This is a genomic window from Vibrio gigantis, from assembly GCF_024347515.1.
GTDB classification, from domain to species: Bacteria; Pseudomonadota; Gammaproteobacteria; order Enterobacterales; family Vibrionaceae; genus Vibrio; species Vibrio gigantis.
This window is the reverse complement of sequence record NZ_AP025492.1, coordinates 2,971,076-2,985,885: the sequence shown is the minus strand read 5'-3', so window position 1 is coordinate 2,985,885 and position 14,810 is coordinate 2,971,076. Positions and strand designations below refer to the sequence as shown.

The following is a 14,810-nucleotide window of genomic DNA, read 5'->3' as shown; positions in this document are numbered from 1 at the left end:
AATACAATGACAATCGAAATTAATGTACCAGACATCGGTGCTGACGAGGTTGAAGTAACTGAGATTCTTGTAAACGTTGGCGACAAGGTTGAAGAAGAGCAGTCACTGATCACTGTTGAAGGCGACAAAGCTTCAATGGAAGTTCCAGCGTCTCAAGCGGGTATCGTTAAAGAAATCAAAGTAGCTGAAGGCGATTCAGTTTCTACTGGTTCTCTAATCATGATTTTCGAAGCCGAGGGTGCTGTAGCAGCACCGGCTGCGCCAGCAGTTGAAGCGGCGGCACCAGTTGCTGCAGCTCCTGCAGCGGCAGCTGAGCTTAAAGAAGTTCACGTACCAGATATCGGCGGTGATGAAGTTGAAGTAACTGAAATCATGGTTGCTATCGGTGATTCAGTAGAAGAAGAGCAATCTCTTCTTACTGTTGAAGGCGACAAGGCTTCAATGGAAGTTCCTGCACCATTCGCTGGTATCGTTAAAGAAATCAAGATCGCTTCTGGTGATTCAGTTTCTACTGGTTCTCTAGTAATGGTATTCGAAGTAGCTGGTTCAGCACCTGTAGCAGCTCCGGCTCCTGCGGCGGCAGCACCAGTTGCAGCGGCTCCAGCAGCGTCTGCTGAGAAAGAAGTAAACGTTCCTGATATCGGTGGTGACGAAGTAGAAGTTACTGAAATCATGGTAGCGGTTGGTGATACAGTAGAAGAAGAGCAATCTCTAATTACTGTTGAAGGCGACAAAGCTTCAATGGAAGTTCCTGCACCATTCGCTGGTACAGTAAAAGAAATCAAGATTGCAGCTGGCGACAAAGTGTCAACTGGCTCTCTAATCATGACTTTCGTAGTTGAAGGCGCAGCGCCTGCTCCTGTTGCAGCACCTGCACAAGCAGCAGCTCCAGCGGCGGCACCTGCTCCTAAAGCAGAAGCACCTGCAGCGGCTCCAGCAGCAGCTGGCGACTTCCAAGAGAACGGTGACTACGCGCACGCTTCTCCAGTTGTTCGTCGTCTTGCTCGTGAGTTTGGCGTTAACCTTTCTAAGGTTAAAGGTACTGGTCGTAAGAGCCGTATCCTTAAAGAAGACGTTCAGTCTTACGTTAAAGATGCGCTTAAGCGCCTAGAGTCTGGTGCAGCAGCATCTGGCAAAGGCGGCGACGGTTCTGCTCTTGGTCTACTACCATGGCCAAAAGTTGACTTCAGCAAGTTCGGCGAAACTGAAGTTCAGAAGCTTTCTAAGATCAAGAAGATCTCTGGCGCAAACCTACACCGTAACTGGGTAATGATCCCTCACGTTACACAGTGGGATAACGCTGACATCACTGAGCTAGAAGCATTCCGTAAAGAACAGAACGCAATCGAAGCGAAGAAAGACACAGGCATGAAGATCACTCCACTTGTGTTCATCATGAAAGCTGTTGCTAAAGCGCTAGAAGCATTCCCAGCGTTTAACTCTTCTCTTTCTGAAGATGGCGAAAGCATCATTCTTAAGAAGTACGTAAACGTGGGTATCGCTGTTGATACACCAAACGGTCTAGTTGTTCCTGTATTCAAAGACGTGAACAAGAAAGGCATTTACGAGCTATCTGAAGAGCTAATGGCTGTTTCTAAGAAAGCACGTTCTGGTAAGCTAACAGCGGCAGACATGCAAGGCGGTTGTTTCACAATCTCTAGCCTTGGTGGTATTGGCGGTACTGCATTTACTCCAATCGTAAATGCTCCAGAAGTAGGTATCCTAGGTGTATCTAAGTCTGAAATTAAGCCAGTTTGGAATGGTAAAGAGTTCCAACCACGTCTACAGCTTCCTCTATCTCTATCATACGACCACCGTGTGATCGATGGTGCTGAAGGTGCACGCTTCATTACTTTCCTAAACAGCGCACTATCTGACATTCGTCGTCTAGTACTGTAATTGAGAAAGTAATTATTAAGGTGACTTTCGGGTCACCTTAATTCTTTATATAAAGACTATTTTTAGAGAACAGTTTCCTGCATTTCTCATAATCTGATAGGGAATTGTTGTCTAGCTCACAGGCTAACTTAAAGCTACTTTCACACTGTTAACATCTCTGTAAAATGTTTCCTGTTTGAAAGCCCAATAATTTTAAGAATATCTACTCAGCCTGTTAGGGATAATGACTACAAGAGGTCACAATGAGCAAAGAAATTAAAGCCCAAGTTGTTGTACTTGGTTCAGGTCCTGCTGGTTACTCAGCTGCATTCCGTTGTGCGGATTTAGGTCTAGAAACAGTACTAGTTGAACGTTACAGCACTCTTGGTGGTGTATGTCTAAACGTTGGTTGTATTCCATCAAAAGCACTTCTTCACGTTTCTAAAGTAATCGAAGAAGCGAAAGCGATGGCAGAGCACGGCGTTGTATTCGGCGAGCCACAAACGGACATCAACAAGATCCGTATCTGGAAAGAAAAAGTAGTTGATCAACTAACTGGCGGTCTTGGCGGTATGGCTAAGATGCGTAACGTGACTGTTGTTAACGGTTTCGGTAAGTTCACTGGTCCTAACAGCATTCTTGTTGAAGGCGAAGGCGAAGCAACAACTGTTAACTTCGACAACGCAATCATTGCTGCAGGTTCTCGCCCAATCAAACTTCCTTTCATCCCACATGAAGACCCACGTATCTGGGACTCTACGGATGCACTAGAGCTGAAAGAAGTTCCTGAGAAACTGCTTATCATGGGCGGTGGTATCATCGGTCTTGAAATGGGTACGGTTTACCACTCTCTAGGCTCTAAAGTTGAAGTTGTTGAGATGTTCGACCAAGTTATCCCTGCGGCGGATAAAGACATCGTTAAAGTCTTCACTAAGCGTATTAAGAACAAGTTCAAGCTAATGCTTGAAACTAAAGTAACAGCAGTTGAAGCGAAAGAAGACGGTATCTACGTTTCAATGGAAGGCAAGAAAGCGCCAGCTGAAGCTGAGCGTTACGATGCCGTTCTTGTTGCTATCGGCCGTGTTCCAAACGGTGCACTTATCGACGCTGAAAAAGCAGGTATCGAAGTTGATGAGCGTGGCTTCATCAATGTTGATAAGCAAATGCGTACAAACGTTCCTCACATCCACGCGATCGGTGACGTTGTTGGTCAACCAATGCTTGCTCACAAAGGTGTGCATGAAGGTCACGTAGCTGCTGAAGTTATCTCTGGTAAGAAGCACTACTTCGACCCTAAAGTAATCCCATCAATTGCGTACACTGAGCCAGAAGTTGCTTGGGTAGGTAAGACTGAGAAAGAAGCGAAAGCTGAAGGCATCAACTACGAAGTTGCTACTTTCCCTTGGGCTGCTTCTGGTCGTGCAATCGCGTCTGACTGTGCAGATGGTATGACTAAGATGATCTTCGATAAAGAGACTCATCGCGTAATCGGTGGTGCTGTTGTTGGTACTAACGGTGGTGAACTTCTTGGTGAAATCGGCCTAGCAATCGAAATGGGTTGTGACGCAGAAGATATCGCTCTTACTATCCACGCTCACCCAACTCTACACGAGTCTGTTGGTCTAGCTGCGGAAGTATTCGAAGGTTCAATTACTGACCTTCCAAACAAGAAAGCAGTGAAAAAGAAGAAGTAACTCTCCTTTAGCCACTCGCTAATGTTTTTAAAAGCCGCTGATTCGTCAGCGGCTTTTTTATGCCTGAAGTAAAGCAGTAACGTTTCACTTCGAGATGCGAGTACGCTTCGCTCCGAGATACGAAGAGTGAGTATATAAAAATAAAAAGGGCTGACCCATTAGGCCAACCCTTCATACTTCTTCTCGAATCTCGAATCTCGAATCTCGAATCTACTTATAGATACACAACATGTTTAAGTAGCTGTCAGTAAGTTTAGACAGCTCTTCATTGGTATCGACACGTTTCGCTTGGATAAATAGCGAGTAGCAGATGCCGTGGAATAGGTTTGCTAGATGTTTAGGATCGTGATCGTCGCAAACTTCGCCGCGCTCAATCGCTTTACTAAACATGTTTTGTACTAACATTTGGTTAGTTCGGTTAGTTGTTACGAACAGCGGCCATACTTCATCACGAGTCGAAGCGCTCCATTCGAACCATACATTTAACCAATGGCTATCTTGAGCCACTAACGTCACCATTTCAGTCGCAATATTATGTAGGTTTTGTTTTGCGTGAATATCCAGATCGATATTGTCTGAAAGGAAGTTAGAGAATTGGCGTACAACGTGATTCAGTACTTCATCAACCAGATCTTCACGAGTAGGGAAGTAGTTAAATACGGTTGCTACTGACACCTGAGCGATGTCTGCAATATCAGCGTGTCCGCCACGGCCAATGCCACGGCGAGAGAATACTTCAAGTGCGATTTCCATCAATTGAAGTTTTCTTTTTAGAGGTGAAAGCCTAGTTCTAGGTCTCTTAGAGATTGAGTCCATTTTGTTTTCCTTGCCAACGAATTTTTTATATTAATGATTTTATTATTATTTAAGCCAAGATGAGTGTAATGGTGCATATGTAAATGGTCAATCCTTTGAGCTTATTTAATAGACAGTTACATCAAACTTGATACATAAAGCGTGATCAGTATTGATGTGAAAGGAAGAGAGTATCGGACTAGGCACCAACGCACATTATCGTTGATAATCTGACAGTAAATTTGAACCATAAGGTGGTGTGGGTATTTGAGCAGTGCTAGACTTACGCACAAATTGAGCGGCGCCGATGGCAAAACTGTCTACACTTGTCGCAATCACCAAATAAAATGAGAGCAGTATGAAGCATACAGTTGAAGTCATGATCTCTGAGCAAGAAGTTCAGGATCGAGTGAACGAACTAGGTAAACAGATCACGGAGCACTACAAAGGCAGTGAAGATCTCGTTTTAGTTGGCTTATTACGTGGATCTTTTGTCTTTATGGCGGATCTTGCTCGTGCTATCGATTTAACTCACCAAGTTGATTTCATGACCGCGTCTAGCTACGGCAACGGCATGGAAAGCTCACGTGATGTTCGTATTTTGAAAGATCTTGATGATGATATCCAAGGTAAAGACGTTCTACTTGTAGAAGACATTATCGACACCGGTAACACACTGACTAAAGTGAAAGAGATTTTGAGCCTACGTGGTCCTAAGTCTATCGAAATTTGTACGTTACTAGACAAGCCTTCTCGCCGTGAAGTGGCTGTAGATACAAAATGGATTGGTTTTGAAATTCCTGACGAGTTTGTTGTTGGTGTTGGTATCGACTACGCACAAAAATATCGTCATCTACCGTACATTGGTAAAGTTGTACCTCAAGAGTAATCATAACGCTTGCCGATCAGAAGTTATTAAAAAGCCCGCTTGATGCGGGCTTTTTGTATTTATTGCGTAATGGTTAGCCTTGTTGGCTAAGAAGAGGCGTTGTTAAGATTTTATTCAATGCCTCTAAATGGCTGTTCTCTAGGGTATCGTTGCTTGAGCAACGTACGCCAAGGTCTTGCAACTTGCCATCGCCAATGCCGTAAACTACACCGTGGATTTCAACCTCTTGGCCTCTCTCCCATGCGTTTTGCATAATGGTTGAGTTACCTAGGTTATAAACTTGCTCTGCGACGTTAATTTCGCACAGTTTGTCACCCCATTGTTCACGAGGAAGTCCCTCGATCTGTTTACGATATTTTAGGTAATTGTCACGGATGTGAAGCAGCCAGTTGTTGATAAGGCCAAGTTTAGGGTTATCAATCGCCGCATTAACACCACCACAACCGTAGTGACCGCAGACAATGATGTGTTTAACTTTGAGTACATCGACGGCGTACTGTACCACTGAGAGGCAGTTTAGGTCGGTATGAACAACTTGGTTCGCCACATTTCGGTGAACAAATAGTTCGCCAGAATACAAACCAGTCAGGCGCTCGGCCGGAACACGGCTATCTGAGCAGCCAATCCATAGAAAACCAGGGCTTTGACCCTCTTCAAGCGTTGTAAAATACTCTGGTCGCTCTGAACGAATTTCTTCAGACCATTTAGAGTTGTTTTCAAAAAGCTGTTTAATCTCTGGCATTTTGCGTCTTACATCCCTTAATTAAGAATCTCAACTATACACAATGTTACAAATTCAATCTCGTAAAAACTGTGTCAAATAGTACTCATCTGACGTGTACTAGTCGTTAAAATCATTAACTTAGCGGAGAAGCTATGATCCGGTTATAAGACATGAATAATGTGATTGAATTAACACTTTCTGAACACTTGATCCATTTGTTAAAGTGATAAGGTTTGTCATTTCATCATCAGGAAGGTGTGTTTTGTTTGGAAGTCGTTTTACGGATATCAATCTCAAAGGGGATATGTTTGGTGGTGTTACTACAGCCATCATCTCGTTACCTTTAGCGTTGGCATTTGGTGTTGCTTCTGGCGCAGGTGCTGAAGCTGGCTTATGGGGTGCCATCATGGTTGGCCTATTTGCAGCATTGTTTGGCGGTTCGAGTAGTTTGATTTCTGAACCTACCGGCCCTATGACGGTGATCATGACAGCCGTAATGACGAGTATGGTTGCTAAATATCCTGAAACCGGAATGGCAATGACCTTTACCGTCGTAATGATGGCAGGCGCTTTCCAGATATTACTCGGAACATTAAAGCTCGGAAAATACGTTACTTTGATGCCATATAGCGTGATCTCCGGATTTATGTCGGGCATCGGCGTTATTCTAATTATTCTGCAGTTGTCTCCTTTATTAGGACACGCCGCACCTTCCGGTGGTGTGATGGGCACGCTCTCTGCATTACCTGATACGCTAGCAAACTTAAAAGTGAGCGAACTGTTTTTAGGGGCATTGACGCTCGGTATTCTTTTCGGTTTTCCAGCTAAATATCGTAAGTATGTGCCCGCGCAACTGGTCGCGTTAGTGGCCGTCACCCTGTTGTCCGTTATTATCTTCGATACTGACTCTATTCGCCGTATTGGTGAAATTCCTGCTGGTTTGCCTTCTCTCGTTATTCCTACGATCAGCGCTGAGCAATTCACCACCATGGTTATTGATGCCTTGGTACTGGGTACTCTTGGCTGTATTGATACGCTTCTGACCGCGGTTATCGGTGATTCACTGACGCGTAAAGAGCATGATTCAGACAAAGAGCTTCGTGGCCAAGGCATTGCGAATATGATCTCTGGTCTTTTTGGTGCACTACCTGGCGCAGGTGCAACCATGGGTACCGTAACCAATATCCAGGTGGGAGCTCGTTCTCCGCTTTCTGGTGTTATTCGAGCTTTAGTGCTTGCGCTGGTGGTATTGGTTGCAGGTGGCTTAACAGAACCGATTCCTATGGCTGTGCTGGCTGGTATCGCGATGTATGTTGGTTTCAACATTCTTGATTGGAGTTTTATCCAGCGCGCGCACAAGGTTAGCTATGCCGGCATGGGCGTGATGTACGGCGTGATGTTGCTGACTGTATTCGTTGACTTAATTATTGCCGTCGGATTGGGGGTATTTATCTCGAATATTCTGATTATCGAAAGATTGAGCCGAGAACAAGCCAGACAAGTTAAGGCCATCAGTGATGGGGACGATGAAGACGATATCCCACTGACCGATAGTGAACGTCAGTTACTCGACAGTGCGAATGGTAAGGTGCTGTTCTTCTATCTTTCAGGGCCAATGATATTCAGTGTTTCAAAGGCGATCTCACGTCAGCACTCAAGTATTGCTGACTATGAAGCGATGATTCTAGATCTGACAGATGTCCCTATGATTGATGTCACTGTTGGCCTAGCCCTAGAAAATGCGATTAAAGATGCTTTGGATGCGCAGTGTGAGGTGTATCTATTGTGTCCTAATGAGAATACTCGTCAGCAGCTAGAGAAGTTCCATGTGATTGATCTAGTACCGGAATCGAACACATATCGCTTCCGTTATGAAGCGCTGACAGCTGCAACAAGCTATGTCGATAGAGATGAACATCAGTTTGAGTCAGTTTAATTATTCAGTAATAAGCTGACATGAACGGGCCATAGACGCTCAATTCAAGAAGGATATAAAATGCCGATAAGTGAATGACTTAGCGGCATTTTATATTTATTGAACGCTGATTTGGTCTTCACGTACCCAATATTCTTATTTGTTTTCGAAAGAAACTCTCACGCGATATTTGTATTCATCGTTAATCAACGATAGACTTGTTTGCAAAATGGCCGAGTAAACAAGTTTGGGTTAGTTTTCTGCTAGCTCGTTTTAAGCATTACTCTCTTCCTCAAGCTCGGTCGTCAACATCTTATCTATAGCAAATGGCAGTCTATCTCTATGTATGCATTAGAAATTGAGCAATTAAGAAAAACTTATGCTGGGGGCTTCGAGGCTCTTAAGGGCGTTAGTTTACAAGTAGAAAAAGGCGATTTTTACGCACTACTTGGCCCAAATGGTGCGGGTAAGTCCACCACTATTGGTGTTATCTCTTCACTGGTAAATAAAACTTCCGGCAAGGTTAAAGTGTTCGGTTACGACATTGATACTGATTTGGAGTTGGCGAAACAAAACTTAGGTCTAGTGCCTCAAGAGTTTAACTTTAACCCCTTCGAAACCGTTGAACAGATCGTGCTGCAACAAGCAGGTTATTACGGCGTGCCAAAAGCACTAGCAAAAGAGCGAGCGAAAAAGTACCTATCTCAACTCGACTTGTGGGAAAAACGTGGCGAACGTGCGCGTAACTTGTCTGGTGGTATGAAACGCCGCTTAATGATCGCACGTGCGCTGATGCATGAGCCTCAGCTGTTAATCCTTGATGAACCTACGGCTGGTGTTGATATTGAACTGCGCCGCTCGATGTGGGAATTCCTCAAAGAGATCAATGAAAAGCAGGGCATTACCATTATCTTGACCACGCACTACCTAGAAGAAGCTGAAATGCTGTGTCGCAATATCGGTATCATCAATCGTGGTGAGCTGATTGAGAACACAACCATGAAAGCACTGCTAGGTAAGTTGAGTGCTGAGACCTTTATTCTGGATCTTGAAGAGGGTGCGATTGAACCTAAGCTAGAAGGCGTGAATAGCCAAGTGATGGTCAATGGCTCGCTAGAAATTGAAATCGACAAGAACCTCGGCTTGAATACCATCTTTACTCAGTTGAGCGATCAACAGGTGAAAGTCCTCTCTATGCGTAACAAAGCAAACCGTCTAGAAGAGCTATTTGTGAGTATCGTGCGTGAGGGGAGTAAATAATATGTACAGCCTATATTGGACAGCTTTCTGCAGTTTGTTGACCAAAGAGATCAATCGCTTCACGCGTATCTGGGTGCAAACTCTGGTACCGCCAGCAATTACCATGACACTTTACTTCATCATCTTCGGTAACCTTATTGGTGCGCGTATTGGTGAAATGAACGGTTTTAGCTACATGGAATATATTGTTCCTGGACTGATCATGATGTCGGTGATCACTAACTCTTATTCGAACGTTGCGTCATCGTTCTTTAGTGCTAAATTCCAAAAGAACATTGAAGAGCTGCTTGTAGCACCGGTGCCTAACTACGTGATTATCGCCGGTTTCGTGATGGGTGGTGTGGTTCGCGGTTTATTAGTGGGTACGATTGTAACCTTCGTATCACTGTTCTTTGTTGACTTACAAGTCGATCATTGGGGCGTGATCATTGCGACGGTATTCCTAACTTCAGTCGTATTCTCACTGGGTGGTCTGATTAACGCGGTGTTTGCTCGCACGTTTGATGACATCTCGATTATTCCTACCTTTATCTTAACGCCACTGACTTATCTTGGTGGTGTGTTCTACTCGATCAGTCTATTGCCTGAGTTTTGGCAAGGTATATCGAAGCTGAACCCTATCGTGTACATGGTAAACGCGTTTAGGTATGGTTTCTTGGGGGTGTCTGATGTGGGTATCGTGACGTCATTTGGCGTGTTAGGTGTGTTTATTGTGGTGCTGTATGGTATTGCACATTACTTGGTGACAAAGGGTATCGGCTTACGCAGCTAACGCTTAGTTACCCTGAATAACAGACAAAGAAAAAGGTCGATATTACATCGACCTTTTTTGTATTTTGCGTTTAAGAAGTTTGCCGATTATTCCGCTGTTTCTTCTTTCACTTCTTCTTTCGTTTCCGTTACCAAATCGAGAACTTGGTTATCGATAAGACGAGTCTTACCTAGGAAAGCCGACATAAGAATCACAGCCTGAGTGGATTCTGAAGTGATCGCTTGCAGAGTCTTAGCATCGCAAATGAAGATCTCATCTGGTTGCAGGTCTGCTGCACGAAGTTGGTCTGTCGCATCTTCAATTACTGATGCGTAGTCATCACGTCCACCGCGAATTGCACTGCTGATCCAACGCATGGTGCGTGCTAGAACGGGAGCACGTTGACGCTCATCAATGGTTAGATTGCTATTGCGGGAGCTCATTGCCAAACCATCCATTTCACGAACGGTAGCAACGCCCACTACTTCAATGTCTAACGCTAAGTCAGTTGTCATCTGGCGAATAACAGCAAGCTGCTGGAAATCTTTCTCACCGAAGCATGCAAAGTCTGGCTGAACGATATTAAACAGTTTAGTGACAATTGTTGATACACCGCGGAAGTGACCTGGACGAGATGCACCTTCAAGCATGTGAGATACACCAGGGACCTCAACAAACGTCTGTTTGTCTAATCCATCTGGGTACATAACCTCTGGTGTTGGTGTAAATACCAGTTCAACACCTTCGCCTGTTAGTTTGCTTAAATCAGCCTCTAACGTACGAGGGTAGTTGTTTAGGTCGTCGGCACGGTCAAACTGCATTGGGTTTACAAAGATGCTTACCACTACGATGTCTGCCAGTTCACGAGCTTTCTTTACCAGAGTCAGGTGGCCTTCATGCAGGTTTCCCATTGTCGGTACAAAAGCAACCGTACGTCCATCACGCTTAAACTGTTTAATCTGCTCACGAAGAGCCGCTATTTCAGCAAAAGTTTGCATACTTACTCCTAAGCGATTGTATGAGCTTCATCAGGGAATCGCGCGCTCTCTACTTCTTCTTTGTATAGAGCTACTGCCTTACGCATATCACCTGTTTCTGCTAGGAAATTCTTAGAGAATTTCGGCATGTAGTTCGCAGAAATACCGAACATGTCATGCATAACCAAGATCTGACCATCGGTAACATTACCAGCGCCGATGCCGATAACAGGTACATCACAAGCTTCTGTAATTCGTTTTGCCAATGAAGCTGGCACACATTCAAGTAGAACGATTTGAGCGCCTGCATTTTGTAGTGCTAGCGCGTCAGCAACCATTTTATCGGCTTGTTCATCGTCACGGCCTTGAACTTTGTAACCACCAAAAATGTTCACAGACTGAGGCGTTAAACCTAAGTGGGCACATACTGGTACTGCACGTTCTGTTAGCATCCTCACGGTATCAACCAACCAGCCTTCGCCTTCGATTTTTACCATGTTCGCACCAGCACGCATCAAAGTAGCTGCGTTCTCACAAGCTTGCTCAGGCGTCGCGTAGCTCATGAAAGGCATGTCAGCCATAAGAAGACAATTAGGGCTACCAGCACGTACAGAGCGAGTGTGGTAGGCAATGTCTTCAACGCTTACTGGTAATGTGTCGTTATGGCCTTGTAGAACCATACCCAGTGAATCACCGACAAGCAGTACAGGCATCTCTTGGCTTTCGAATAATTGAGCAAAGCTCGCATCGTAAGCCGTTGACGTCGCGAATTTACGGCCTTCGCGTTTACACTTGATCAGGTCGTTAATGGTTACTTTTTTCATTGGTTTTCCTTAATGCGCCTGGCTATTGTTGCCAAACATTGAGCCCGTTTTTATCTACAATTTTCAGTAGTTCTGTCAGCTCAGTCCCATCAGGGAGTTGTAAACTTGGTGCGATTTCAGCAAGCGGGTAGAGTACAAACTCTCGTTCTTTCATTCCATAATGAGGAACGATTAAGCGCTCTGAATCGATCACCTCATTGCCGTATAACACAATATCGAGGTCCAAGGTTCTTGGTCCCCAACGTTCGTCTTTACGGACGCGCCCTTGCTCTAGCTCGATCTTTTGAGTGCAATCAAGCAGTTCAATTGGCGTTAATTCGGTTTGGATAGCAACTACCGCATTGATGTAGTCTGGTTGATTTTGTGGCCCCATTGGAGTGCTACTATATAGCTGAGAGGTCGCAATAAACGTTGATCGCGGTAGGCTTTTTAGCGTTTCGATAGCCAAATTTGCTTGGCTAACTGGGTCGGCAAGGTTGCTGCCGACCGCAATGTAAGCAGTTATCATTCTGATGGCTTACTCTTTTTGTTTCGGTAAGTCTTACGGCGACGATGGCCTGACTTTGATGGTGCTGCAACATCGTTAGCCATCGCTTGACGCATGTTGCGCCCTGCAGTCTGATAACGCTCCCACCATTTGGCTAATTCTTTGGTTTCGCCACCTTCAATCTCCCCTCGCATTTCTAGGAAATCGTAGCCTGCACGGAACTTGTTGAGCTCCATTAGGCGAACGGCGCGTTTACCGTTACGGCGAGGCAGTCGAAGTTGCAGTTGCCAAACTTCGCGAATGGTTGCGGTGTGACGACGAGGAATAGCAATAGACTTTACTTGCTGATCAAGAATGATGTTACTTGCTTCCATGATCGCATCGTAGTGTGCCATACCCTGTTCAGCGACAAGTTTGTCTGCCAGCTTGTTCATCGGGTACCAAAGCATTGCTGCAAACATGAATGCTGGATTGACTCGTTTACCATCTTCGATACGAAGGTCGGTTGAGTCGAGAACTAAATCAAGCATCTGCTCTGTGTGAGAGTCGTAATCTTCTGTGAAGTGTTCCGCTACTGCTGGGAACATCTGTTGGAACAGGTTGTACTCGCGCATCAGATGGTAGGTTTCTAAACCGTGACCCGATTGCAGTAATTTCAGAGATTCTTCATAAAGGCGCGCTGCTGGGATATCTCTTAGAAGGTGAGCTAACTCTTCAATCGGGTCAGCGGTGTCTTCTTCAATGTCGAAATCTAGTTTAGCGGCGAAGCGCATTGCACGTAGCATGCGTACTGGGTCTTCGCGGTAACGCGTTTCTGGGTCACCAATTAGACGGATCAGCTTATCTTCTAAATCTTCAACACCACCCGCGTAATCGTGGATGCTGTAGTCAGCAATGTTGTAGTACATCGCGTTGATTGTGAAATCACGACGTTCTGCATCTTCATCAACACTGCCGTACACGTTATCGCGTAGTAGCATGCCTTCTTTCGATTGTGCAGATACGTTTTTCGACGGTTCTTGGTGGTGACCACGGAAAGTAGCTACTTCAATGATGTCACGACCAAACATGATATGTGCCAAGCGGAAACGGCGACCGATAAGGCGACAGTTTCTGAAAAGGTGTTTGATTTGCTCTGGCGTTGCGTTGGTCGCAATATCAAAATCTTTTGGCTGAGAGCCTAATAAGATATCGCGCACACCACCACCAACTAGAAATGCGTCAAAACCCGCACCATTCAGGCGATATAGCACTTTTAGTGCGTTGTCGCTGATCTGCTTGCGTGAAATATTGTGCTCTTGACGAGTATAAATATTCAGAGCTAATTCGTGGAATCCGCGTTGTTCGCTTGGGGTATTGTCGTTTGTATTCATTAGTTTAGAACAAAGTTGGTATCGCCAACTTTGTTTTTCTCTTAGTCCAAAGTGGTAGTGCAGAGTTTAATTGCGGCTAATAATAGCTTAGCGCGAGCCATTTGAGAACATCGTCTGCTTAACCACTGTGGTTGGTTATGGCATTTTTATGTGTCGTTTTTGCTATTTGCCGCGAGTTTCGAGCTAATTACAGTGCTCTTTTTGTAAACTATCAGGTAACTGACTGATGTTCCATTGCTGGCAGCCCCACAATAAAATCTCATCCATTGAAGCCTCACAAAGGGCCATCGGGATGTCAAAACCTAAGAATCGCATAGCGTTGAGTAACGTTGGTTTTGGGTTGTCGAGATCGATTGCGGTGGCATGGTTCTGTTTTGACAGTTTATTCCCCAAGCCATCGGTTGCCAATGGCAAGTGTAAGTAACTCACGGTTTTTTGCTTGAGCGTTTTATATAAACTGATTTGTCGACCTGTTGGTTCTATCAGGTCTGCGCCTCTTACGACTTCTGTTACCCCTTGTTCGATGTCATCAAGGACGACGGCCAAGTTATAGGCAAACAATCCATCTCTGCGTTTAATAATAAAGTCTTCTTTAGCCAACGCTTTAGGGATTTGAATCGTGCTGTGGCGAACATCATTAAAGGACTCTACTGGAAAGTCCATGCGTAAGCGCACCGACTGCTCGCCTGAATCAACCAAACCTACATCTCGACAGTGACCATTGTAAAAGCCACCCAAAGACTTTATTTGCTTGCGGGTGCATTGGCAGTAGTAGGCTTGATGGTCAGCGACCCATTGATCGATTTGATCTTGATACAAGCCATGACGTTGGCTTTGATAGACGACTTCACCATCCCAAAATAGGTGGTAAGCCTCAAGCGTCTTAAGAATCAGGTCTGCAGCGCCGGCCATTTCTCTTGGTGGATCTAGGTCTTCCATACGAACTAACCATTTTCCTTGGTTAGACTTTGCTTGAAAGTAGCTACCAAGAGCAGCAACAAGTGAGCCAAAATGAAGAGGACCTGACGGTGATGGTGCAAAGCGCCCGATATAATTCATGAGTGAACAACCTAATCTAAATGGTACCGCAGTAGCCGATTCTTAAGACGTTTAACAAGAGCTTTAATGCGTAGAACTAAGCTTTGATCTATAACCAAGATTTAATGCATAGAATTAAGGCTTAAAGCTGCTATTTACTATCAAGCGTGTGAAATACTTCGCTTGGATAACAAACAAAAAAGGG

At 44.8% G+C, this 14,810-nt stretch carries 13 protein-coding genes; 6 read left to right on the top strand and 7 right to left on the bottom strand.

Going from position 1 to position 14,810, the window contains the following annotated elements; all coding sequences use genetic code 11:
* The first annotated feature begins 6 nt into the window (after positions 1-6).
* Both aceF and lpdA read left to right on the top strand, forming a co-directional pair.
* Entirely contained in the window at positions 7-1,899 is a 1,893-nt protein-coding gene (aceF, locus tag OCV56_RS13165; RefSeq protein ID WP_086711965.1) for a pyruvate dehydrogenase complex dihydrolipoyllysine-residue acetyltransferase, read from the top strand.
* A 242-nt stretch (positions 1,900-2,141) separates the two neighbouring features.
* Positions 2,142-3,572: a dihydrolipoyl dehydrogenase gene (lpdA, locus tag OCV56_RS13160; protein ID WP_086711964.1), complete on the top strand. Its 1,431-nt coding sequence runs from the start codon at positions 2,142-2,144 to the stop codon at positions 3,570-3,572.
* Between the two features lie 210 nt (positions 3,573-3,782).
* On the opposite strand, the gene OCV56_RS13155 is transcribed toward lpdA, so the two are convergent.
* Positions 3,783-4,388, bottom strand: a complete 606-nt coding sequence (locus OCV56_RS13155) for a LuxR/HapR/OpaR family quorum-sensing transcriptional regulator (protein WP_086711963.1) — start codon at positions 4,386-4,388, stop codon at positions 3,783-3,785.
* 337 nt (positions 4,389-4,725) lie between these two features.
* Here OCV56_RS13155 and hpt point away from each other — a divergent pair, with 337 nt between their 5' ends.
* Positions 4,726-5,256: a hypoxanthine phosphoribosyltransferase gene (gene hpt, locus OCV56_RS13150; RefSeq protein ID WP_086711962.1), complete on the top strand. Its 531-nt coding sequence runs from the start codon at positions 4,726-4,728 to the stop codon at positions 5,254-5,256.
* Positions 5,257-5,329: 73 nt separating this feature from the next.
* On the opposite strand, the gene can is transcribed toward hpt, so the two are convergent.
* Positions 5,330-5,998 carry a carbonate dehydratase gene (gene can, locus OCV56_RS13145; RefSeq protein WP_086711961.1) on the bottom strand — a complete coding sequence of 223 codons (669 nt, stop codon included), beginning with the start codon at positions 5,996-5,998 and terminating at the stop codon, positions 5,330-5,332.
* A 286-nt stretch (positions 5,999-6,284) separates the two neighbouring features.
* Between can and OCV56_RS13140 the strand changes: the two genes are divergently transcribed.
* From OCV56_RS13140 to OCV56_RS13130, 3 genes are all read left to right on the top strand, one after another.
* Positions 6,285-7,916, top strand: coding sequence for a SulP family inorganic anion transporter (locus OCV56_RS13140; protein ID WP_190960481.1), 1,632 nt, complete (start codon positions 6,285-6,287; stop codon positions 7,914-7,916).
* 321 nt (positions 7,917-8,237) lie between these two features.
* On the top strand, positions 8,238-9,155 hold the full coding sequence (locus OCV56_RS13135; protein ID WP_086711959.1) for an ABC transporter ATP-binding protein: 918 nt from the start codon (positions 8,238-8,240) through the stop codon (positions 9,153-9,155).
* 1 nt (position 9,156) lies between these two features.
* The gene (locus OCV56_RS13130; RefSeq protein WP_017633239.1) at positions 9,157-9,927 is read left to right on the top strand and encodes an ABC transporter permease; all 771 of its coding nucleotides are present in this window, start codon (positions 9,157-9,159) and stop codon (positions 9,925-9,927) included.
* A gap of 86 nt (positions 9,928-10,013) precedes the next feature.
* Here OCV56_RS13130 and panC read toward each other — a convergent pair whose 3' ends face one another.
* The 5 genes from panC to gluQRS form a co-directional block, all read right to left on the bottom strand.
* Positions 10,014-10,904: a pantoate--beta-alanine ligase gene (gene panC, locus OCV56_RS13125; protein WP_086711958.1), complete on the bottom strand. Its 891-nt coding sequence runs from the start codon at positions 10,902-10,904 to the stop codon at positions 10,014-10,016.
* An 8-nt stretch (positions 10,905-10,912) separates the two neighbouring features.
* Positions 10,913-11,707, bottom strand: a complete 795-nt coding sequence (gene panB, locus OCV56_RS13120) for a 3-methyl-2-oxobutanoate hydroxymethyltransferase (RefSeq protein WP_086711957.1) — start codon at positions 11,705-11,707, stop codon at positions 10,913-10,915.
* Between the two features lie 22 nt (positions 11,708-11,729).
* Complete coding sequence (gene folK, locus OCV56_RS13115) at positions 11,730-12,215, bottom strand: 2-amino-4-hydroxy-6-hydroxymethyldihydropteridine diphosphokinase (RefSeq protein ID WP_004735459.1); 486 nt, start codon at positions 12,213-12,215, stop codon at positions 11,730-11,732.
* A complete protein-coding gene (gene pcnB / locus OCV56_RS13110) occupies positions 12,212-13,567 on the bottom strand; it encodes a polynucleotide adenylyltransferase PcnB (protein ID WP_086711956.1) in 1,356 nt (451 codons plus the stop codon). The genes folK and pcnB overlap by 4 nt, the downstream gene beginning before the upstream one ends.
* A 183-nt stretch (positions 13,568-13,750) precedes the next feature.
* Positions 13,751-14,626 carry a tRNA glutamyl-Q(34) synthetase GluQRS gene (gene gluQRS / locus OCV56_RS13105; protein ID WP_086711955.1) on the bottom strand — a complete coding sequence of 292 codons (876 nt, stop codon included), beginning with the start codon at positions 14,624-14,626 and terminating at the stop codon, positions 13,751-13,753.
* Positions 14,627-14,810: the final 184 nt, after the last annotated feature.